This is a genomic window from Tardiphaga sp. 215_C5_N2_1 (assembly GCF_052076055.1).
GTDB lineage: Bacteria > Pseudomonadota > Alphaproteobacteria > Rhizobiales > Xanthobacteraceae > Tardiphaga > Tardiphaga robiniae.
Map to the genome: position 1 here is coordinate 5,597,711 of NZ_CP197240.1, position 21,234 is coordinate 5,618,944.

The following is a 21,234-nucleotide window of genomic DNA, read 5'->3' on the forward strand; positions in this document are numbered from 1 at the left end:
TCCTCAAATACTGATGTCGACGCCGCTGCTGGATCCCAGCATGCGGCCATAACCGCGGCCCGCAGCGATCGCAGGCACGGACTCGTCTTCGTGGATCACAAGGCGCTGGGCGTTGCGGCCCGAATTCTCGCCACTGTTCTGTTGCTGGCCTTGCGACTGATCGCGCAGGCTGAATTGTAGTCCGCTGTCGTTGGTCTTGAGACCAGCCTGTTCGAGTGCGCGCTGCAGTTGCGGTGCATCCTGGCGCAACATGGTCAGGGTTTCCGGCTTCTCGACGGTGAGATGCGAGGTGACATTGCCATGCTTGTCGACTTCGAGGCGGACATCGATACGGCCAAGCTCAGCAGGGTCGAGCCGGATGTCGAAGCTGCTCTTGCCCGATTTGGCGTTCTGCGCGATCTCGACGGCGACGCCATTTAAAGGCACTGGCGCATTGGTCGCGACCGTGGCGGTCAATTGCGGGGTCGCAGCTGCAATCGGCGTCGTTGCGGTCTGCAACGGCTGCTGCTGCAAGCTATTGGTGGTCGGCGCAGTCACATCCGGTACTGCAGCCTGAGCGGTGTGTTCGGTGCGACGCTCGTGGGCAGCGCTAGCCGCAGGCTTTGCAGCTTCCGGTGCAACGGCGGTCGCGTCAGTTGCTACGCCATCGACGAGTTTGTCGCCCGGCTTGGTATCCTTGCCGACGGTCGACGCTGCGGCCGCGTCGGCTGGCTGCGCGGACGTCGTCTCGGTGGTCTTGGTCTTGTCTTCTGATTTGACCTCAGCCGTTGATGCCGTTGTGGCATCGGCTGCGCTGGTCTTCTTCGCGCCGGCTTTGCCGCCCGCGGGTGTCGCGGATGCGATAAGTGCCGCGAAATTCGCTTCGGCTTCCGGGGCCGTCGATGCAGGCGCCGCTTCGGCGTCAACCGTTGCGGCTTCGGTCACTGCCGTCTGGGCTTTCAAAACGGCTGCAGCGATGGCGAGAGGCTGTGCAACGCCGGTGGTTTCGGGCGCTGTTGGAGCTACTGCAACATCGGTCGTGGCCGCAGGCACGGGGATCGCAACGGCGACGGCGGCAACCGCGACGGGTTTCTCGGTTGAGGTCGTTGCGTCGGCGTCGGTCGTTGCGGTCTTGTCGGTATCCTTGGACGGGGCGTCCTTGGTGTCGGTCTTGTCGCCCGTCTTCGCGTCGGCCTTGGAATCGACCTTCGTGTCGCTCGGGTCGCTCTTCTTCGCCTTGCGGGAGTCCTGCGCGGCATCGGCTGCGTGGGTGTCGCGGTCGCGTGCATTGGCGGCCGCGTCGTCGGCGCGATCGTCGGCCTGCCGTGTGCGGTCATTGCTCGAGGGGCGGGTGTCGTCGCGCCGTGCGGGCGCTGGCAGATCAGGTTGGGCTGCCGCGGCGCGGTCGCTATTGGCGCTGGCAACGGTGTTGCTGTCGACCAGCGAGCCGAAGCTGTCGGCGTCCGACCGCTGATCGTCGCGGGACGAATTCGATCGTGCGTTCTGAAACGAGACGTTTGAGACGATATCGGACGTGACGCTAACCACGGGCGGCCTTTCCAGAAGAGTTCTATCCTCCTTTCAGCAAGGACCGGGCCACCTCTCGTTTTATAAAAATGTCTATATAAATCAGTATGTTGTAATTCGGGTGGAACCCCCGTGGGGATCGTCGCGGCATTATCTTTTCTGCCCGGCGGCAAGAATTGCCGTTCCGGCGAGGCGCCGTGATTGATTGAGCGCAAGGCGGCCTATATTAAAGTGCCATATCCCAACCCATTGTCGGACCGACCTTAAGTTCCGGGATTTGGCTCCGTTTTCCTGATCGCGACGGTTTGCAGCCAGCGCGGTCGCATCAGTGACCGAAACCATGCTCAACAGTCTCGATCTCGAAGGCCGTCCGCAGGACACCAGGGTCGTGGTCGCCATGTCCGGCGGCGTCGACTCCTCGGCGACGGCTGCGCTGTTGAAGTCACAGGGCTACGACGTCGTCGGTATTACGCTACAACTCTACGATCACGGCGCCGCCACCCATCGCAAGGGCGCCTGCTGCGCCGGCCGTGACATCCATGATGCCCGCGACGTCGCCGAGCGGATCGGGATCCCGCATTATGTGCTGGATTACGAAAGCCGGTTCCGCGAGTCCGTCATCGACAATTTCGCCGCGAGCTATGCCTCCGGCGAAACGCCGGTGCCGTGCATCGAGTGCAATCGTTCCGTCAAGTTCCGCGACCTGCTGGCGACCGCGCGCGATCTCGGCGCGCAGGCGCTGGCGACCGGGCATTACGTAGCCTCACGCCGCCTTGCTGACGGCTCGCGTGCCATGGTCTGCGCTGCCGATGCCGATCGCGACCAGAGCTATTTCCTGTTCGCGACTACGCAGGAACAGCTCGATTATCTCCGCTTTCCGCTCGGCGACATGAGCAAGCCGCAGACCCGCGAACTGGCCCGGCAGTTCGATCTGTCGGTCGCCGACAAGCAGGACAGCCAGGACATCTGCTTCGTGCCGTCCGGCCGCTACACCGACGTGATCGAACGTCTGAAGCCGAATGCGCTCGAACCGGGCGAGATCGTCGATATGGATGGCCATGTCATCGGCCGCCACGACGGCATTATCCATTTCACTATCGGTCAGCGCCGCGGCCTCCGTATTGCAGCGAGCGCGCCGCTCTATGTGATCAAACTCGACGCCGTCACCCGGCGCGTGGTGGTCGGCCCGCGCGAGGCCTTGCGGATGCACCGCATTGTGCTGCGCGACGTCAACTGGATCGGCGGCGGAACGCTCGATAGCGCTGTTGGCAATGGCCTCGAGCTGTTCGTCAAGGTGCGCTCGACCCGTGGACCACAGCCAGCCTGGTTGCGTGCTATGAATGGCGGCTACGAGATCGAACTGGTCGGCGGCGAGGAGGGCGTGTCGCCCGGTCAGGCCTGTGTGTTCTACGACGCGCCGGACGGTCAGGCCCGTGTGCTCGGCGGCGGCTTCATCAAGAGCGCTGCGGCGAAAAGCCCTGTCAGCATCTCCCCCCGCGATGCTAGTGTCCCTGCCGTCGCAGCAATGCGTGTGTAAGAGTTCAGGGTAGGGGCATGGCTGGCGATATCGACCGCGCGGGGGTCGCGAAGGCTTACGGGCGCTGGGCGCCGATTTACGATCTCGTTTTTGGCAAAGTGTTCGATAGCGGTCGGCAATCGACGATTATCGAGGCCGATCGCATTGGCGGCCGCATCCTTGATGTCGGTGTTGGCACAGGTCTGTCGCTGGTCGATTACGCCCGCACCACGAAGATTTGCGGCGTCGATATTTCCGAGCCGATGCTGCGCAAGGCGCATGAGCGCGTCCGCACCCACAACCTCACCAATGTCGAAACGCTGGCGGTTATGGATGCGAAGAATCTCGCATTCCCCGACAATCATTTCGATGCCGTCGTGGCGCAATATGTCATCACTGCCGTACCCGATCCGGAAGCGACGCTGGACGATTTCATCCGCGTGTTGAAACCAGGCGGCGAGCTCATTCTCGTCAATCACATCGGCGCCGAAAGCGGTCCGCGCAAGATTTTCGAACTGGCCTTTGCGCCGCTGGCGCGCCGGCTCGGTTGGCGACCGGAATTTCCGTGGAAGCGGCTGGTGGACTGGGCAACGGTCCACGGCGGGATCACGCTGGCAGAGCGCCGACCGATGCCGCCGATGGGGCATTTTTCGTTGATCCGCTATATTAAATCCTGACTGTTGTAGCGCGAGGCCGGAACCTCCACTCGCGCCCGCGGTTTGCTCCGGATGCAGATCAAACAGTCGCTCGTCATCGCAGCTCTTGTCGTCGCCGGTTCCAGCGCTGCCTTCGCGCAGGCGCCGCCGCCTGCCACGCCTCCCGCACAGACCGCGCCGCCATCGGCCGAGCGTGCAAATGCCAATTGTGCGCCGACACAAACAACCCCGCAGGGGACAATTGCTCCCAGCGGTACGACGACCGGCCAGAGCCCGGAGCCGTTGGGCGATAAACTCGCGAAATCAGATGGCGTCCTTTGCCCGCCGAGCAATGTCGATCCCGCGATGCGGGCACGCGCGCCGAATTCAGATAGCAGCAATACGCCGGTGATTCCCCCGCCCGGCAGTCCCGGTGGCGATCAAAGCGTTCGGCCGAAGTAAGTTTTAACGAGTTCGTCAGGCGCGCGGCACGGACACAGGCCGCGCGTCACGCGTTTGAGCTGCGAGACGGATACCGGCGTTAGCCGCACCAAATCCCTGATAGTTGCGGCGCTCGACAATCTCGAAGAAGAAGCGCTCATCGAAGCTCGGCGTGTAGATCTGGAAGAATTCGCCGTCGCCTTCGCGATCATACAGGATCTGGTTGTCGCGCAGCGCAGCCATCAGCTCGGCATCGAGCCCATACTTGGCTTCCACGTCATCGTAGTAATTGTCGGGAATACGTAGGAATTTGGCGCCGCGTTTGCGCATATCGGCCACAGCAGAAAAGATATTGTCGCACAAGAACGCGATATGTTGCACGCCGGAACCGAAGAACTCCGAGATGAAGCGGTTCGACAGCGTGCGCGTTGCGGATGATCCGTTCAGGATGATGCGCAGCGACTGATTGGCTGATATCAGCGCCTGGCTTTGCACGAGGCCGACCGGATCCGGAATTTCCATCTGCGGCAGGCGCTGCAGGTCGAGAATGCCGGTGTAAAACAGAAGCCACGACAGCATCTCGTCATAGGGCATCGATTGCGAGATGTGATCGACGACGGAGAGATGGTCTGTACCGGCATTGCTCTGCAGCGGCTCGAAATCTACGTCCCAGTTCTTGCCGGCCGCTTCCAGGAAATAGAGAAGACTTCCGCCGACGCCGTGGATCGCCGGGATTTCCAGTTCGCCCGGTCCGACTGGCTGATAGAATGTCCGCGCCTGCAACGCTTCAGCGCGCGCCATGGCCTGCTTGGTATTGCCGACGTCCAGTGCGATGGCGCACACGCCGGGGCCATGCGTCACGTAATGCGAATGCGCGAAACCGTCCGGCTCTGAATTGATCACGAGTTCGATGGTGCCCTGCGACCAGCGTTCGACGTCCTTGCTGCGATGAGCGCCGGTCTTGCGAAACCCGAGCTGGCCAAGCAGCGTTGCGAGGTTCGCGGCCTTGGTCTCGTTGACAGCGAATTCGATGAAGCCGACGCCGCGGGTGGATGTCTTTGGCTGCAGGGCGTCGGCGGGTGTCTTTGCCAGTTGATCCTGCAACAGGATCAGTGAGCGCAATCCGTCAGTGGCTGTGCGAACGGCGGAGCCTGCGCGGAACTGGTCGTTGAAAATCTCGAGGGACCACGCGCCGCTATAGCCGGTGGCTTGCACGGCTTCCATGAACTTGGCCACAGGCAGGTCGCCCTGACCGGGGAAGCAGCGGAAATGCCGGCTCCAGGACAGGACATCGAGGCCCAGCTTCGGCGCGTCGGCGAGCTGCACCAGAAAGATCTTGTCCGCCGGGATGGATGCGATGGCGCTGACGGGAAATGCCGGGGCCAGCGCATGGAAGCTGTCGAGGATGACGCCGATCGACGAGTGATTGGCGCGGCGCACGATCTCCCAGGCATCGCGATAGTCATTGACATGGGCGCCCCAGGCCAAGGCCTCGAAGCCGACACGCATGCCATGCTGCGCGGCGAGGTCCCCAAGCTCGCGAAAATCCGCTGCGGCTCGGTCGATACCGCCAAGCGAGGCCGGCGAGATGTTGCTGCAGATCAGCATCAAATCCGTCTGCAACTCTTTCATCAGGTCGAACTTGCGCGCCGCGCGCGCGAAGTTGCGGCTGCGCTGCGGCTCCGGCATGCCCTCGAAGTCGCGGAACGGCTGGAAAGCGCAGATGGTCAGGCCGAGGTCGCGGCACATCTGGCCGACATCCCGCGGGCTTCCATTGAAGGACAGAAGGTCCGCTTCAAAGATCTCGACCTCGTCAAAGCCGGCAGCAGCGATGGCGCGGAGTTTCTCATCCAGCGCGCCTGATAGCGAGACGGTGGCGATCGAGAGCTTGTTCATGCCGCGGTCTCCGTCATGGCGCCGCCGAGGAACAACTGTCCGATGCGCGGATCGTTGAGCACACGGTCGGCCTTGTCCATCAAGCGGGTCTGGCCGAGCTCCAGCACGATGCCGAAATCGGAAATCTCCAGGGCCGAGCGTGCATTCTGCTCGATCATCAGGATCGAGACGCCGCGGTCACGCAGCTCCTTCAGAATATTGAACGTTTGCAACACCATCAGCGGCGACAGCCCGATGGAAGGTTCATCGATCAGCACCAGCTGCGGATTGAGCAAGAGGCCGCGGGCGATTTCGAGCTGCTTCTGCTCGCCGCCGGATAGCGTCGAGGCCTGTTGCTTGGCTTTGGTACGCAGCACGGGGAATTTATCGAGCGCAGCCTCGATGCGCGCGGGCAGGTCGGTGATGTCGCGGCCGGCGGCGACGGCACCAAGTTCGATATTGTGACGGACCGTGAGTTCCGGGAAGATATTGCGGCCCTGCGGGACATAGCAAATGCCTGCCGTCAGCAGTGCGCGCTGGCTGAGACCGGTAACGTCCTTGCCCTTGAATACGACTTTGCCTTCGCGCAGTTTCAGCAGACCGAAGATCGCCTTGAACACCGTGGACTTGCCGGCGCCGTTTGGCCCGATGACGGTGGTGATTGACCCAGCCGGCACCGAGAAGGTGGTGCCATTCAAGATCGTCATCTTGCCGTAGCCGCCGACAAGGTTCTGAACGTCCAGGATTGCATCGCTCATGGCACTATCCTCAATGTCCCAGATAGGCTTCGATCACGGCAGGATTGGCGCGGATTTCGTCCGGTCGCCCAACCGCCAGAACCTTGCCTTCGGCCATCACCATCACGCGTGTGCAGAGCGACATCACGAATTCCATGTTGTGCTCGATGACAACGAAAGTGGCGCGCTTCTCCCGGTTGATCGCCGCTAGGCGATCCTTGAGATCCGCGAGCATGGTCAGGTTGACGCCGCCGGCAGGCTCGTCGAGCAGCACGAGGCGCGGTCCGCCCATGAAGGCCATCGCGGCATCGAGCAGTTTCTGCTGGCCATAAGAGAGGCCGCCGGCGGGCTCATCGGCGAGATGGTCGAGCTTGAAGAAGCCGATCATCTGGTTGGCCGCCTCGGTCAGTCCGGCATCGGATGGGCCGAGCAGGCGCGACAGCATGTTACCTTGGTGTTCCTGACCAGCGAGGATCAGGTTCTCGCGCACCGACAGCTTCGGGAATACCTGCAGCAATTGAAACGTGCGGCTGACACCGAGGCCGTTCAGCTCTGACGGCCGCATGCCGGTGACCACCTTGCCGTCGACCTTCACTTCGCCGGCGCTTGGCGTGAGCTGGCCGAGGATGCAGTTGAACAAAGTGGACTTGCCGCAGCCGTTCGGGCCGATCAGGCCGAGGATTTCGCCTTCCTGCACATCGAACGAGACGCCGTTGACGGCGGTGATGCCGCCAAAGCTCTTGCGGATATTGCTGACTTCGAGAACCGCGGTCATGGCGCCGTTTCCAGTTTTGCTTTGGCGACCGCACGCAATGCGGAGGCTGCCTTGGTGCGGCGTTCGGAGATGTAACGATCGAGAATGCCGAGAATGCCGGTGGGTGAGTAGATTAGCAGCAGGATCACCGCGATGGCATAGAGCATCAGATAGTAGCCCTGCGTGAAGCGCAGCCATTCAGGCAGCAGCACGGCGATCATCGCGCCAAGGAACGGCCCGAAGAAGAAGCCGGAGCCGCCGACGATCACCATCATCAAGAGATCGAGCGACAGCGACAGGTGGAACGGTACGGGATCGACATATTGGGTCAACGGCGCATAGAGCGTACCGGCAACACCGCCGAGTGCGGAGCCGATCGCAAAGGCCATCAGCGTATAGCGCCTTGTGTCGATGCCGAGCGAGAGCGCACGAACGGGATTTTCGCGCAGCGCAATGAAAGCGCGGCCCCAGGGCGAGCGGATCAGCCACCAGACGGCCAGTGAGACGATGCCGAGCGATCCCAGACAGACATAATAGAACGGCAACGGCCGCCGCGTCGGATAGCCGAAAATCTCCGGGCGAGGGATGTTGCTGATGCCGTAGATGCCCTTGGTCAGCCAGTCCTCGTTCCGAAACACGAGAAAAGCGAGCGTCGAAAATGCGAGGGTGACAAAAGCCAGATAGTGATGCTGTACGCGGAGCGCGGGGTAACCGAGAATCCAGCCGATGGCGAAGCACAGCACGATGGCAACGCCGAGCGCTCCGATGAGCGGCAGACCATTCGATGTCATGATCGCAGCCGCATAAGCGCCGATGCCGACAAAGGCGCCCTGCGCCAGCGAAACCTGCCCGGCATAGCCGAGCGTGAGGTTAAGCCCCATGGCGGCGATGGTCATCACGGCCCACTGGCTCAGGATGAACAGGCCGTAGCGATTGAAATTCATCGGAACGATGATCAGCGCGGCAATGACAACGATGCCGAAGCCGATCTTGAGGGTCTTCGCCGCGGTCATACGGTGCGCTCCTCAGGCCGGCCAAGCATGCCCTGTGGCCGAAACAGAATGATCGCGATCAGCAGAACCAATGGCACGGCGGCGCGATACTGGGTGGAGACATAGGCGGCTGACAGATTGTCAACGACGCCGATCAGCAGGCCGCCGGCAATGGCGCCGCGGACCTGATTGAAACCGCCGACAATGGCGGCGATGAATGCGGCCTGGCCAAGCACTTCGCCGTTGGAGAATTTAGCGAGATAGATCGGCGTGATGAGGAGCGAGGCCAGCGCGACCAGAAACGCGTTGATGAGGAAGGTCAGCAGGATCATGCGTTCAACGGGCACGCCGATGATGCGCGCGACGGTCGGGTTCTGTGCGGCGGCCTGCATCTGGTGACCGATGGAGGTGCGGTTCAGCAGCGTTGTCAGGCCGAGCACGGCGAGAATCGCCAGCACCAGCACGCCAATGCTCTGCAGGGCGACGACGCGGCCGAAAATCGTGACATCACCGCCCGGGATGATCGATGGAAATGGCGAGGCTTCGGCACTCCAGAATTGCTTGGCGGCTTCCTTGATGCCGATCGCCAGGGCCATGGTCGCAATCGCCAGCGGTAGCACGCCATGGCGCAGCATTGGATCGACCAGCAACATTTTGAAGCCGAGGCCCAGCAGCAGCAGCGACAGCGCGATGCCAATCAGGATCGCCAGCCAGAACGGTGCACCGGCATGCATCACCGCCAGCATCAGGAAGGCCGGCAGCATGACGAATTCGCCCTGCGCGAAATTGATGGTCTGTGAGGTCTGCCACAGCAGCGTGAAGCCGACGGCGACGATCGCGTAGATCGCCCCGGTGGCAAGACCTGCGATGAGGAGATCGAGAAGGTTGGACATGTGGTTCTCCAAATGGCCGGCAGCTAAAGCACCGGCCGCGCGCTCCCTCGCCCCGCTTGCGGGGAGAGGGCTGGGGTGAGGGGTTCTTGCAAGTAAAACACTCGCTCCCCCTCACCCGAAGCCTCGCTTCCGTTTGGCTCCGACCTCTCCCCGCAAGCGGGGAGAGCTTAAGTACGCGAGGCCTCAGTTGCCGAGCTTTGGCAGCACCTGCTTGACGACCTGCTTGCCCTCGACGATCTCGACGAGGAAACCCTGTCTATCGATGTCGCCATTGGCGTCGAAGGTCGCGTCCATCAGGATGCCCGGCTCCTTGGCGGCGGTGATTGTGAAGCCGTGCAGGGCATCGGCGAAGCCCTTGGAATCGACCTTGCCCATCTTCTCGGTGGTGGCCTTGATCATGTAGATCGCGAGCCAGCCCTTGAGGCCGTTATGGTCCGGGACGTAGTTGTACTTCTTCACGAACTTGTCGCGGAACGCCTTGATCAGTTCGACCGGCGCGTCGGTGGTGAGGCCGACATGGCCGCGCGCGCCATTGGCCGCGTCGCCGGCGAGTTCGACGACCTTCTGTCCGACCAGCGTGGTTTCGCCGACCAGCGGCACAGTGATGCCCTGGCGTTTCAACTCCTTGAGTATGCGCGCGCTCTCTTCTTCGTTGACGTAAACGAAGACTGCATCCGGCGCTGCCGACTTGATCTTGCTGACATCGGCCGCGAAGTCGGCCTGGCCGGCTTCGGTGGAGAGATCGGCCGCGACTTTGATATTGTACTTGGCGAATTCCTTGCTGATGGAATCGCGCCCGCCCTTGCCGAAGTCATTGTTAACCCAAACGATGGCGACCGACTTCGCCTTCAATTCGTCATTGATGTATTTGGCGACCTTGGGCATGGACGACTGCTGGCCAAACGACGTCCGGAACAGAAACTTGTTGCCGGTTGTCGTGAGTTCAGCGGCTTCGCCGCCCATGATTTGTGCGATGCCGGCTTCGGCGGCGAGCGGCGCGGTGACCTTCACCGAACCGGAATAGCCGGGCCCGAGCAGCACATAAGGCTCGGCGTCCAGTGCCTTCTGAACCTGAGCGCGGGCGACACCGGGGTTGGACTGCGAGTCTGCATGGGTCACTTCCAGCTTGCGGCCGAGTACACCGCCCTTGGAATTGATTTCTTCGATCGCGAGATCGATGCCGTTCTTCCAGTTGGTGCCGACGGTGGCGCCGCCGCCGGACAATTCGGCGACATTGGCGAGTTTAATGGGAGCTCCGGACTGCGCGATGGCAGCACCGGTCAATACAGTCGCGAGCAGGGCGCTCGCCAAAAACACTGGCTTCATGGAATCCTCCTGTTGCTATTGTTGTGTTTGTGGGCGCGGCCTTATGAGCGGCCGCTTCATTCAGGCTGCGTTTGGTGTCGGGTACCTTTTGACCATGACGGCGTCGAAAGCAATTCCCATTTCAGTCGGTGAAGGCGCAAATCCTGTAAACAACTCAAAGGCATCGGCGGCTTGGTAGATCGCCAGATCGCGGCCGGTCATGACCGGCGCGCCTTTTGCCTTGGCCGCGTTGAGCAGCGGCGTCCACAGCGGGGAATACACGGCATCCGCAACCCAAGCTTCCGCATGCAGCAGCGCATCGGGCACCGGCGTGCCGCGGTTGGGCAACATGCCGATGGGGGTGCCATTGACGATGCCGACTGCACCGCGAACGGCGTCATCGACGCTGTCCGCCACGCGGATGCTTTGCCGGTTGTGCAGCAGGGAAACGAGATGCCGGGCCTTGGCCGTGTCCGTATCGAAAATCCGGATCTCCGAAACGCCGAGATCGGCCAATGCAAAGGCGATGGCCTTGCCGACGCCACCGGTGCCGATGACCGCGACCGGGCCGTGGTTGGAATTGGCGACCAGTTGCCTGGCGGCCCTTGCAAAGCCCGTGGTGTCGGTGTTGTGGCCAGTCAGCCTGCCGTCGCGGACCACGACCGTGTTGACGCCGCCGATGGCCATGGCCCCGGGCGAGAGCTCGTCGAGCAGATCGACCACGGCTTCCTTATAGGGGAAGGTCACGTTTATGCCGGCAAAACCGAGGCGACGGACGCCGTCCAGAATGGCGCGCAAATCGCCGCGGTCGGCACCGGGGATCTCGATCAGCTGATAGTGACAGCGGGCGCCCATGGCCTCGGCGGCCCGCTCATGCATCGCCGGTGACGCTGAATGCGCGATCGGCGCGCCGAGCAGGCCAGTGAGGAAACGTTGGCCCGTCGCCGGGGTATGGGGCGTCGAAGAGGTCATGAACGGATGGCCAATACTTTCAATCATCATCGGAAACGGGACAGAAGATAGCGCGGCGGCGATCTAACACAATTACCCTGTTATACAACAAACATAACATGATGTTATTTTTTACGGACGCGCGAGACTGGCTTTGCAGCGGCAATTTTGTGAGAGCCGACTGCGCGCATCTCGGTGCGCAGGCAGTCGATGAAATGCTCGATATGCAGTGACAGCGGCGCGCCGCGTTTCACGGCGACATAGGTATCGAACCGGGTCGGTTCGACGATGCGGATCACCTCGACGCCGGGATAGCCGCCATGGGCCACCGTGAATTGGTCGATGACCGCGATGCCCAATCCTGCCTTCACCAGGGCACAGACCGTGGTGCCAAATCTCGCTCGAATGGTGATGTCGTATTTGAGTTTATTGCGGGCGAAGATCTCCGCCATGATCCGACCATAGGGATCGTTGGGATCGATGCCGATGAGGGGATACCGGATGATCTCCTTGGCCGAGACCTGTTTGCGACCTGCGAGTTCGTGTCCCTCTGGCACGATGCAGAACAATTCGCCGGATGCCAGCGGCATGAAGTCGAGCCCGGGATGTTCGAGCCGATAGCTCATGGCGACGCAGTCGCCGCGACCGAGCAGCAGATAGTCGATCGCCTCCTCAAGCTTGAGAATGTTGATGTCGATCCGCAGACCGGGATAACGCCGCCGCACCTGCTCGATGGCACGTGGCACCATCACCTGCGAGATACTGGGCACCGATCCGATGCGCAATTCCGACAGTGTTCCGTGGCCGATCTTCGAGATGATCTCGGTGAGATCGTCGACTTTCTTGTAAACACCGTTGATCTGCTCGAAAATATTCTGCGCTTCAGGGGTCGGGAAGTAGCGTCCGTTCTGGCGCTGGAAGAAGCGGATGCCGAGCGACTTCTCGGTGTATTTGACCAGGCGGCTGATGCCGGGCGCGGACACATTCAGGAGTTTGGCAGCGCCGCCAATGGTGCCCGTCACCATGACGGCGCGGATCACTTCAACCTGGCGTAACGTCATCATGCGCAAGAACTCTCGTTATGCTGAATGGCGCGGATGGTGCGCCAGAATGCGCGCTCGTCTGCCCTGGATGGACATGGTACCGACCGCGTCCTGCGAACCGGGTAGCATCTTCCCCAGAGATTATCAGAACACATCTGAATTGATTCAATTTTTACCGACAGTTCGCAATCGAATTAACGCAAGTTGTAGGAGTGGATTGTAGAAGGGGCGCATTGGTCTATTTTCAGGTCAGCCCACATTCGTCGTTTCCGCCGTTGAGGTCCTATGCGCGTCGCTGTCGTCCACGATTGGCTCTACACGCTGGGCGGTGCCGAGCAGGTGCTGCGCGAGATATTGCAGTGCTATCCGGAAGCGGACGTTTTCACGCTGTTCGATGTGCTGACGCCGGAAGATCGCGCCAAGATTGGCTTCAAGAAGGCGCGTACCAGCTTCTTGCAGAAGATGCCGTTCATCCGCAAACGTCATCGGTCATACTTGCCACTCATGCCGATCGCGATCGAGCAGTTCGATCTGTCAGGTTACGACCTGGTTATTTCCAGCAGCTATGCGGTGGCCAAGGGCGTGATCACCGGCCCGAACCAGCTTCATGTATCCTATGTGCATTCGCCGATGCGTTATGCGTGGGACTTGCAGCACGCTTATCTGAATGAAAGCGGTTACACCGCTGGCATCAAGAGCGCGTTGGCGCGGGCACTGCTGCACCGCATCCGGATCTGGGACGTGCGCACGGCCCACGGTCCGGACGCCATGCTGGCGAACTCCAATTTCGTCGCCAAGCGGATCAAGAAGGTCTATGGCCGCGACGCCAAGGTCATCTACCCGCCGGTGACCATGTCGAAGCTGCCGCCTGATCTGCCTACCGGAGACCACTTCCTCGCGGCAAGTCGTCTGGTGCCCTACAAGAAGATCGAAGCCGTGATCCAGGCCTTTGCCGAACTGCCGGATCAGAAGCTGATCGTCGCAGGCGACGGGCCGGATGCGGAGCGACTGAAGGCGATCGCCGGCCCGAACGTGACGTTTGTCGGCTTTGTCAGTGATGAGAAGCTGCGCGAATTGATGGCGACGGCGCGTGCCTTTGTCTTTGCCGCCGAGGAGGACTTCGGGATTATCGTTGTCGAAGCGGAATCCGAGGGTGCGCCGGTTCTGGCGTTCGGCCGGGGCGGCGCGCGCGAGACGGTTTCGGCCTCTCCTGAATTGCGCACCGGCATGTTTTTCGATTCCAACGAGCCGAAAGCGATTGCGGAATGCGTTCGTGCCTTCGTGGCGAATGAAAGCTCATTTTCGCGTGCTGACTGCCGGATGCAGGCCGAGAAATTCTCGGCCGAGCGTTTCCGCAACGAACTGATGTCATTTGTGAACGACCACATGCGGACATTCAGCGGTGAGCGGCGGCGCAATCGCGATGGCAGTTCGCCGGATGCGGCGGGCTTCAAGCGGCGTTGGAGCGATGCCAAGGATTCCGCCCGAAGCGAATAGGCATCTGCCGTTACGATGACGCCCGCGACGCGGGGCCTTTGTAATCCGGAAACCGCGACAGCATGGCGGTCTTCAGGAACTTGAAGTGCGAGATGCTGACTGCAAGGTCGCGCAACCGGCGCTGGCCGTTTGAAATTTCGGTCTCGAACAGGTCCAGGTGATCGCTGTCGAGCTTCTCCCGCGTCAGATACTCATCGTCCCCATTGCCGAAGGTCACGGCCGCGCGCGCCAGCACATCGTCGACGCGGCGGGTGAGGCCGGCCTGCTCGGCTTCGGCATTGCTGAGTGCGCTATCGAGGGCCGAAAGGACGTAATCCAGCCGCTCGCGATCAGTTTCGGCATCGCGTTCAGCCGAACGCGCCCTGAACTCACGCTCGCCGACAAGGCTGCGAAGATAGTTCTGGGCACGAGCCCGCAGGAACATCTGGAACATGCCGTATCCGGTCCAAGCGCGCGCGGCGGTATGCCGCGCAATGGCGCAGCTTGGCCGATTATGGTGATCAATCGGTTAAGAAATCGGATACCTGATCAGGCAGGCTTGCAGAACATCGCGATCGCCAACTCGATCCGCGTGTTGAGCATGCGCCGGTTGAGGCGATAGCTGTTATCCGCCATCAGCCTGAAGTGATCATTGGCGAACACGATTCCGAGCAGCATTTCGGAGACCTGCTTGATGGGCTGATCGCGCAGCTCGGACCGGAGCGTCACGCGCTTAAGGGCCTCTACCACGTCCTTGGCGCCCAGTTCGAAGATGACCTCGGCGAAGATGCCGGCGATATCCGGGGAGAGCAGGCGCTCGCTGATGATCAGCCGATGCAGTGCTATTTCGTCGGGTGCTAGCGCGATATCGACGATGTGCTTCAGGGATAACCTTAACCGGTCGATCGGCGTGCCCTTGGTTTCTACGTGACTGAAACGAACCTGCGGCAGGCTGCCCAGCAGCATCGCGCGGAACAGCTCGCTCTTGCTGGCGAACATCTTGTAGAGCGTTTTCTTCGACATGCCGGCGGCGCCAGCGATGTCATCCATGGTGGTCGCCGCGAAGCCCTTCAACGTGAAGGTTGCTTTGGCGACCGTGAGCAGATGCTCGGTGCGTTCGTCGGATGGCGAAGCCGAAGTGCTCGATGCGGCAGGACTCGCCGGCGGCAGACGCGTTGCCTGCGACAAAGTGCCATCGCGATTCTTCCTCGCACTTGCTGGTGCAACCATTGCGTATCGATCCTGTTAACCGAGGCCGTCTCACAAACGCTTGAGCAGCGACTTCCCCCGCAGTATAGCGCTTGACTTCCCGAAAGGAAACTACCAAGTTTCCTGTACGGAAACCGAAGAGTTTCCACATATTTCCAACGGCGACGTCGTCCGCGATTTGCGTGGATGCCGGACGCCGTTTTGCATTGGTGAACTGATGATGCGTCTTGGATTTGTGCGCCCTTTCGCCCTGGTTGGCCTGCTGGCGCTCGCGGGATGTGGCGAAGCGAAGAAGGAAGCTGCGACTCCGCCGGCGCCTGAAGTTGGCGTCCTGGTTCTGAAGACGCGGGAGGCGCCGGTCTCCACCGTGCTTCCCGGCCGGGTCAATGCCTATCAGGTCTCGGAAGTGCGGCCGCAGGTTACGGGAATCCTGCAGAAGCGAAACTTTGTCGAAGGTTCGGAAGTGAAAGCAGGCGATCTTCTCTATGAGATCGACCCGGTTCAATATCAGGCTGCGCTCGAAAGCGCGGAGGCTGCGGTTCTGAAGGCGCAAGCCAATCTCGTGAGCGTGCGGCTCAAGGCCGAGCGCAAGACGCAGTTGCTCAAGACCAATGCCGCCAGTCAGCAGGATGTCGACGATGCCGTCGCCACCTTCAAGCAGGGCGAAGCCGATCTGAAGGCTGCCGAGGCCAATCGTGATACCGCAGCGATCGCGCTCGACCGCACGAAGGTGACCGCCTCGATCTCAGGTCGCATCGGAAAGTCGTCGATCACGCCGGGGGCCTTGGTCACCGCGAGCCAGGCCAGTGCGCTGACCACGATCCAGCAACTGGATCCGACTTATGTGGATCTCGATCAATCGACCTCGGAAATGGAGCGCCTGCGCGCGCAACTTCAGAGCGGCCGGCTGAAGCAGCCGGACGGCCACGTCCAGATCGAGCTGTTGCTGGAGAACGGCAAGACCTATGATCATAAAGGCAAATACAGCTTCACCGATTCCAGCGTGAATGAGTCGACCGGTTCGGTCAGCACCCGCGCCATCTTCGCAAATCCAAACCGGGCGCTATTGCCTGGCATGTATGTGCGAGCGCGCGTCGTGGCCGGTGTCGATCCCACCGCGATCATGATCCCGCAGCGTGCGGTGTCGCGTAATCCGCTGGGGCAGGCGACCGCCATGTTCGTCGACAAGGACGGCAAGGTCGAGCAGCGTATTATCGAAGTCGATCAGGCGATCGGCAACAACTGGCTGGTCGAGCGCGGCGCTGCCTCGGGCGATCGCGTGATCATCGACGGATTGCAGAAGGTCAAGCCGGGCGCCAATGCCCGGACTGTCGAGGTGACCGTCGATCCCGCCACCGGCCTGACCCTCAATTCCGGCAAGCAGGCTGATGCAGGTGCCGACGCTGCGCCCGCGGCCCGCAAGGAATAACGGGCATGTCGCATTTCTTTATCAAACGCCCGATCTTCGCCTGGGTCCTTGCGATCCTGATCATGTTCGGCGGCCTGCTGGCCATTCTCGGGCTGCCGATCGCCCAGTATCCGCAAATCGCACCCACGGTGATCACGATCTCCGCGACCTATCCGGGCGCCAATGCCCAGACGGCAGAGAATTCGGTGACCAAGGTCATCGAGCAGAACATGACCGGCGTCGACTATCTTCAATATATGTCGTCCTACTCGACCTCGACCGGCAGCGTGCAGATCTCGATCACCTTCAGCAACGAGGCCAATCCCGACATCGCGCAGGTGCAGGTGCAAAACAAGCTGCAGCTTGCGATGCCGCTTCTGCCGCAGGTGGTGCAGCAGCAGGGCCTGCGCGTGGTGAAGTCGTCGTCGAGCTTCCTGATGGTTCTCGGCTTCGTCTCGGAGGACGGCAGCATGACCGCCAGCGACATCGCGGATTATGTGGCGAGTTCGATCAATGAACCGATCAGCCGCGTTTCGGGCGTCGGTCAGGTACAGTTGTTCGGCGCTGAATATGCGATGCGGATCTGGCTCGATGCCGACAAGCTCGCGAAATACAATCTGATGCCGGGTGATGTCACTGCAGCCATTCAGGCACAGAATACTCAGGTGACGGCCGGCCAGCTCGGCGGTCTCCCGGCAGTCGATGGACAGCAGCTCAATGCGACGATCACATCGCAGAGCCGGTTGCAGACGATCGAACAATTCAACGACGTCATACTGCGGACCAGCACATCGGGCCAGACAGTCCGTATCAAGGATGTCGCTCGCGTCGAACTCGGCTCCAAGAGTTATGACGCCGTCGCGCGCTACAATGGCAAGCCGGCGGCCGGCATGGGCATCAGCCTGGCAACCGGTGCCAATGCGGTGGCCACATCCGAGGGTGTGAAGGCGCGCATTAATCAGCTCACGGCGAATATGCCGGCGGGGCTGAAGGTGATCTACCCTTATGACACGACGCCATTCGTGAAACTGTCGATCGAGAAGGTCGTGCACACGCTGTTCGAAGCGATCGTGCTCGTCTTCATCGTGATGTTTGTATTCCTGCAGAGCTGGCGGGCGACCATCATCCCGACCATTGCCGTGCCGGTGGTTCTGCTCGGCACCTTCGGCGTACTGTCGATTGCTGGATATTCCATCAACACGCTGACCATGTTCGCGATGGTGTTGGCAATCGGCCTTCTCGTCGACGACGCCATCGTCGTTGTGGAGAACGTCGAGCGCGTGATGGAGGAAGAGGGCCTGTCGCCGCGCGAGGCGACCGAGAAGTCGATGCACGAGATCACCGGTGCACTGGTCGGCATCGGTGTCGTGCTGTCAGCGGTGTTCATTCCGATGGCCTTCTTTAGCGGTTCGGTCGGTATCATCTATCGCCAATTCGCGCTCACCATCGTGTCGGCCATGGTGCTGTCGGTGCTGGTGGCGATGATCCTGACGCCGGCGTTGTGCGCGACGATTCTGAAAAAGCCCGAGAAGAGTCATGGCCAGAAGCGCGGTTTCTTCGGCTGGTTCAATCGCACTTTCGATCGCACCGCGAGCGGCTATGAAAAGACCACGAGCGCCGTGGTGCGGCGGCCCGCCGCTGCCTTGATCGCTTTCGTTGCGGTTGTCGCCGGCATGGTGCTTCTGTTCGTCCGGTTGCCGAGCTCGTTCCTTCCCGACGAAGACCAAGGCACGCTCATCTCACTGATCCAGCTGCCGGTGGGCGCCACCGCCGGCCGCACGCTCGATGTGATCAAGCAGGTCGAGCATCAATTCATGGAGAATGAGAAGGACACCGTGCAGGGCGTGTTCGCCGTGCGTGGTTTCAGCTTCGCCGGGCAGGGCCAGAATGTCGGTCTCGCATTCATCAGCCTGAAGCCGTTTGCGGAACGTGCGGATCACGCGAAGTCGGCGCAGGCCATTGCCGGGCGTGCAATGGCAGTGTTCTCGAAGATTCGTGACGCGATGGCCTTTACCGTGTTGCCGCCGTCGCTGCCGGGCTTCGGCAATGCCAGCGGTTTCGACTTCTATCTGCAGGACTCCGGCGGTGCCGGCCACGAGGAGCTGCTGAAGACCCGCAATCAATTGCTCGGACAGCTTGCAGGCGACAAGCGTGTCGCGCAGTCGCGGCCGAACGGACAGGATGATACGCCGCAATTCAATCTCGATATCGATCAGCCGAAAGCCACGGCGCTTGGCATCAACCTGACCGACCTCAACACGACGCTGTCGGCGGCGTGGGGCGGCTCTTATGTCAACGACTTCATCGACCGCGGCCGCGTGAAACAGGTCTACGTGCAGGGCGACGCGCCGTTCCGGATGGGGACGACCGATATCGGAAGATGGTATGTGCGCAACGGGTCGGGCTCGATGGTGCCGTTCACAGCTTTCGCGAGCGAGAGATGGAGCTACGGCTCGCCGCGCCTCGAGCGCTACAATGGCGTGGCGGCCGTGCAGATCCAGGGACAGGCGGCACCCGGCACCAGTTCGGGCACCGCGATGACAGCGGTCGATGAGCAGGTGAAGAAACTGCCGGCCGGCTATACGCATGAATGGACCGGACTGTCGTTTCAGGAGCGGCTGACCGGCAGCCAGACGCTTTATCTCTATGCGATTTCGGTACTGATCGTGTTCCTCTGCCTCGCGGCCCTCTATGAGAGCTGGTCGATCCCCTTCGCCGTGATGCTGTCCGTGCCGATAGGCATCCTTGGAGCGCTGGCGGCGGCCACGATGTTCGGGCAGGCCAACGATGTCTATTTCCAGGTCGGCCTGCTCACGACGATAGGCCTGTCCGCGAAAAACGCGATTCTGATCGTGGAGTTTGCTATCGAGCAACAAGCGGCGGGCAAGTCGCTGGTCGAGGCGACGTTGCACGCAGCGAGACAGCGTCTGCGCCCGATCCTGATGACCTCGCTGGCTTTCGTCCTCGGCGTGCTGCCCCTGGCGATGGCGACGGGCGCAGGTTCGGCCAGCCAGAATGCCATCGGCATCGGCGTCGCGGGCGGTATGGTCACCGCGACGGCGCTCGGCATCTTCTTCGTGCCGGTGCTTTATGTGTTGGTGCAGCGCCTGTTTCCGGGCCGCAAGAAGGACGAGAAGGGCCACGCACAGGAGCACGCAGTGGCATCGCCTGCGGAGTAGCCGCGTCATGCCGGACATTCCGCCCGGCTTATAGCGGTCACCGGGGAATTCCGGCTATTCTCCCGAAAAATGAGAGGGATGGAAAAAGATGCCGCTGTCTTCGGGCGACCGCCACGGGATCGACGACCCCAGCGGCAAAGCGAGTGCCGCGCGGTTTGCGGAAACAATTCGGCCGCGGCTGTCGGTGCCTTTGGTCGCAGCGCCGATGTTTCGCGTGTCAGGCCCGGAACTCGTCATTGCCGCGTGCAAGGCTGGCGTGATCGGTTCGTTTCCGACGGCCAATTGCCGAACCGACGATGAACTCGATTGCTGGATAGCGCGTATTCTCGGCGCGCTCGGGCCGGACGACGCGCCGTTCTGTCCGAATCTCATCATTCGTCGCGAGAGCTTGCAGGATGATCTGGCGACGGTGATCCGGCATGGCTGCGAGATGGTGATCACCAGCGTCGGACCGCCGGATGCGGTCGTCGGTCCGCTGCATGAGGCAGGCTGTATGGTGTTTGCCGATGTAGCTTCGATCCGGCATGCGAAGAAAGCCATTGCAGCGGGAGTCGATGGGCTCGTCTTGCTAACGGCGGGTGCCGGCGGGCAGACCGGCTGGGTCAACGGTTTTTCGTTTGTGCGTGCGGTTCGCTCGTTCTGGGAGGGGCCGGTCGTGCTGGCCGGCGGTGTGTCGGACGGGCAGGCGGTGTTTGCCGCCGAGGTGCTCGGCTGTGATCTCAGCTATATGGGCACCAAGTTCATTGCCACCAAGGAGAGCATGGCGGTGGACGAGTACAAGCGGATGCTCGTCACGTCCGAGCTCGACGATGTCCTGCTGTCACGGGCTTTCACCGGCCTGGAAACCAATACGCTGGTTCCGTCCATTGTCGCCGCGGGGCTTGATCCGAAAGATTTGCCGACGGACATGACCAAAGAACGCGCCGATGCGCTCTATGGCCGGCAGGCGACGTCCGGGGTCAAGCGATGGCGCGACGTCTGGAGCGCAGGCCACTCTGTCTCTGGTGTTGCTGCAATCGAGCCCGTAGCGACGCTGGTCGCCCGCACGCGCGATGAATATGAGACTGCGCGTTCGACGGCGCGCCGTCCGCTCGGGAGCTAGCTCGTCATATGCACGGCTGGGTTGCGGCGCGATATCGTATTCGCGGTAGCGGCTGCCAGTCTCATTGTTGTCATAACGGCTACCACGCTGCCGATTCACGCGCTAAACCACACGCCATCCCCGCGCGCCTGGGGGCCGATCTGCTCGGCGCTCGACCGCATCTCTCCCGCCTCATCGCGCGATCTGCGCCAGGCGGCTTCGTACCGATAGAG

18 protein-coding genes are annotated in these 21,234 nt (G+C 61.6%); 7 read left to right on the forward strand and 11 right to left on the reverse strand.

Annotation, left to right across the window (positions count from 1 at the left end; genetic code table 11):
- Positions 1 to 3 precede the first annotated feature (3 nt).
- A complete protein-coding gene (locus AB7828_RS26580; protein WP_441231619.1) occupies positions 4 to 1,527 on the reverse strand; it encodes a flagellar hook-length control protein FliK in 1,524 nt (507 codons plus the stop codon).
- A gap of 319 nt (positions 1,528 to 1,846) precedes the next feature.
- On the opposite strand from AB7828_RS26580, the gene mnmA reads away from it, so the two are divergent.
- From mnmA to AB7828_RS26595, 3 genes are read left to right on the forward strand one after another with little or no spacing between them, the layout of a single operon-like run.
- Complete coding sequence (gene mnmA / locus AB7828_RS26585; protein WP_441232319.1) at positions 1,847 to 3,043, forward strand: tRNA 2-thiouridine(34) synthase MnmA; 1,197 nt, start codon at positions 1,847 to 1,849, stop codon at positions 3,041 to 3,043.
- Positions 3,044 to 3,060: 17 nt separating this feature from the next.
- On the forward strand, positions 3,061 to 3,699 hold the full coding sequence (locus AB7828_RS26590; protein ID WP_089262053.1) for a class I SAM-dependent methyltransferase: 639 nt from the start codon (positions 3,061 to 3,063) through the stop codon (positions 3,697 to 3,699).
- Positions 3,700 to 3,750: 51 nt separating this feature from the next.
- The gene (locus AB7828_RS26595; RefSeq protein WP_441231620.1) at positions 3,751 to 4,119 is read left to right on the forward strand and encodes a hypothetical protein; all 369 of its coding nucleotides are present in this window, start codon (positions 3,751 to 3,753) and stop codon (positions 4,117 to 4,119) included.
- Between the two features lie 15 nt (positions 4,120 to 4,134).
- On the opposite strand, the gene AB7828_RS26600 is transcribed toward AB7828_RS26595, so the two are convergent.
- The 8 genes from AB7828_RS26600 to AB7828_RS26635 all read right to left on the reverse strand — a co-directional run bounded on the left by AB7828_RS26600 (position 4,135) and on the right by AB7828_RS26635 (position 12,669).
- A complete protein-coding gene (locus tag AB7828_RS26600; RefSeq protein ID WP_441231621.1) occupies positions 4,135 to 5,994 on the reverse strand; it encodes a bifunctional sugar phosphate isomerase/epimerase/4-hydroxyphenylpyruvate dioxygenase family protein in 1,860 nt (619 codons plus the stop codon).
- A complete protein-coding gene (locus AB7828_RS26605; protein ID WP_089262047.1) occupies positions 5,991 to 6,731 on the reverse strand; it encodes an ABC transporter ATP-binding protein in 741 nt (246 codons plus the stop codon). Before AB7828_RS26605 ends, AB7828_RS26600 begins: the two co-directional genes overlap by 4 nt.
- A gap of 10 nt (positions 6,732 to 6,741) precedes the next feature.
- Positions 6,742 to 7,485, reverse strand: a complete 744-nt coding sequence (locus tag AB7828_RS26610) for an ABC transporter ATP-binding protein (protein ID WP_089262045.1) — start codon at positions 7,483 to 7,485, stop codon at positions 6,742 to 6,744.
- Positions 7,482 to 8,477 (reverse strand): branched-chain amino acid ABC transporter permease, encoded by a 996-nt coding sequence (locus AB7828_RS26615; protein ID WP_441231622.1) that lies wholly within the window; start codon positions 8,475 to 8,477, stop codon positions 7,482 to 7,484. The genes AB7828_RS26610 and AB7828_RS26615 overlap by 4 nt, the downstream gene beginning before the upstream one ends.
- Positions 8,474 to 9,349, reverse strand: coding sequence for a branched-chain amino acid ABC transporter permease (locus AB7828_RS26620; protein WP_093759434.1), 876 nt, complete (start codon positions 9,347 to 9,349; stop codon positions 8,474 to 8,476). Before AB7828_RS26620 ends, AB7828_RS26615 begins: the two co-directional genes overlap by 4 nt.
- Positions 9,350 to 9,532: 183 nt before the next feature.
- A complete protein-coding gene (locus AB7828_RS26625; RefSeq protein ID WP_089262041.1) occupies positions 9,533 to 10,675 on the reverse strand; it encodes an ABC transporter substrate-binding protein in 1,143 nt (380 codons plus the stop codon).
- A gap of 60 nt (positions 10,676 to 10,735) precedes the next feature.
- On the reverse strand, positions 10,736 to 11,626 hold the full coding sequence (locus AB7828_RS26630) for a shikimate dehydrogenase (RefSeq protein WP_441231623.1): 891 nt from the start codon (positions 11,624 to 11,626) through the stop codon (positions 10,736 to 10,738).
- Between the two features lie 104 nt (positions 11,627 to 11,730).
- Positions 11,731 to 12,669: a LysR family transcriptional regulator gene (locus tag AB7828_RS26635; protein ID WP_120288514.1), complete on the reverse strand. Its 939-nt coding sequence runs from the start codon at positions 12,667 to 12,669 to the stop codon at positions 11,731 to 11,733.
- Positions 12,670 to 12,933: 264 nt separating this feature from the next.
- Between AB7828_RS26635 and AB7828_RS26640 the strand changes: the two genes are divergently transcribed.
- Entirely contained in the window at positions 12,934 to 14,145 is a 1,212-nt protein-coding gene (locus tag AB7828_RS26640; RefSeq protein ID WP_093759432.1) for a glycosyltransferase, read from the forward strand.
- Positions 14,146 to 14,155: 10 nt separating this feature from the next.
- Here the strand turns inward: AB7828_RS26640 and AB7828_RS26645 are convergent, their stop codons facing one another.
- Both AB7828_RS26645 and AB7828_RS26650 read right to left on the reverse strand, forming a co-directional pair.
- A complete protein-coding gene (locus AB7828_RS26645) occupies positions 14,156 to 14,578 on the reverse strand; it encodes a hypothetical protein (protein ID WP_089262035.1) in 423 nt (140 codons plus the stop codon).
- A gap of 95 nt (positions 14,579 to 14,673) precedes the next feature.
- Complete coding sequence (locus AB7828_RS26650) at positions 14,674 to 15,354, reverse strand: TetR/AcrR family transcriptional regulator (protein WP_439073127.1); 681 nt, start codon at positions 15,352 to 15,354, stop codon at positions 14,674 to 14,676.
- A gap of 196 nt (positions 15,355 to 15,550) precedes the next feature.
- On the opposite strand from AB7828_RS26650, the gene AB7828_RS26655 reads away from it, so the two are divergent.
- The 3 genes from AB7828_RS26655 to AB7828_RS26665 all read left to right on the forward strand — a co-directional run bounded on the left by AB7828_RS26655 (position 15,551) and on the right by AB7828_RS26665 (position 21,022).
- Positions 15,551 to 16,762: an efflux RND transporter periplasmic adaptor subunit gene (locus AB7828_RS26655; protein ID WP_441231624.1), complete on the forward strand. Its 1,212-nt coding sequence runs from the start codon at positions 15,551 to 15,553 to the stop codon at positions 16,760 to 16,762.
- Positions 16,763 to 16,767: 5 nt separating this feature from the next.
- On the forward strand, positions 16,768 to 19,920 hold the full coding sequence (locus AB7828_RS26660) for an efflux RND transporter permease subunit (RefSeq protein ID WP_441231625.1): 3,153 nt from the start codon (positions 16,768 to 16,770) through the stop codon (positions 19,918 to 19,920).
- Between the two features lie 88 nt (positions 19,921 to 20,008).
- Positions 20,009 to 21,022 carry an NAD(P)H-dependent flavin oxidoreductase gene (locus AB7828_RS26665; RefSeq protein ID WP_441231626.1) on the forward strand — a complete coding sequence of 338 codons (1,014 nt, stop codon included), beginning with the start codon at positions 20,009 to 20,011 and terminating at the stop codon, positions 21,020 to 21,022.
- Positions 21,023 to 21,234: the final 212 nt, after the last annotated feature.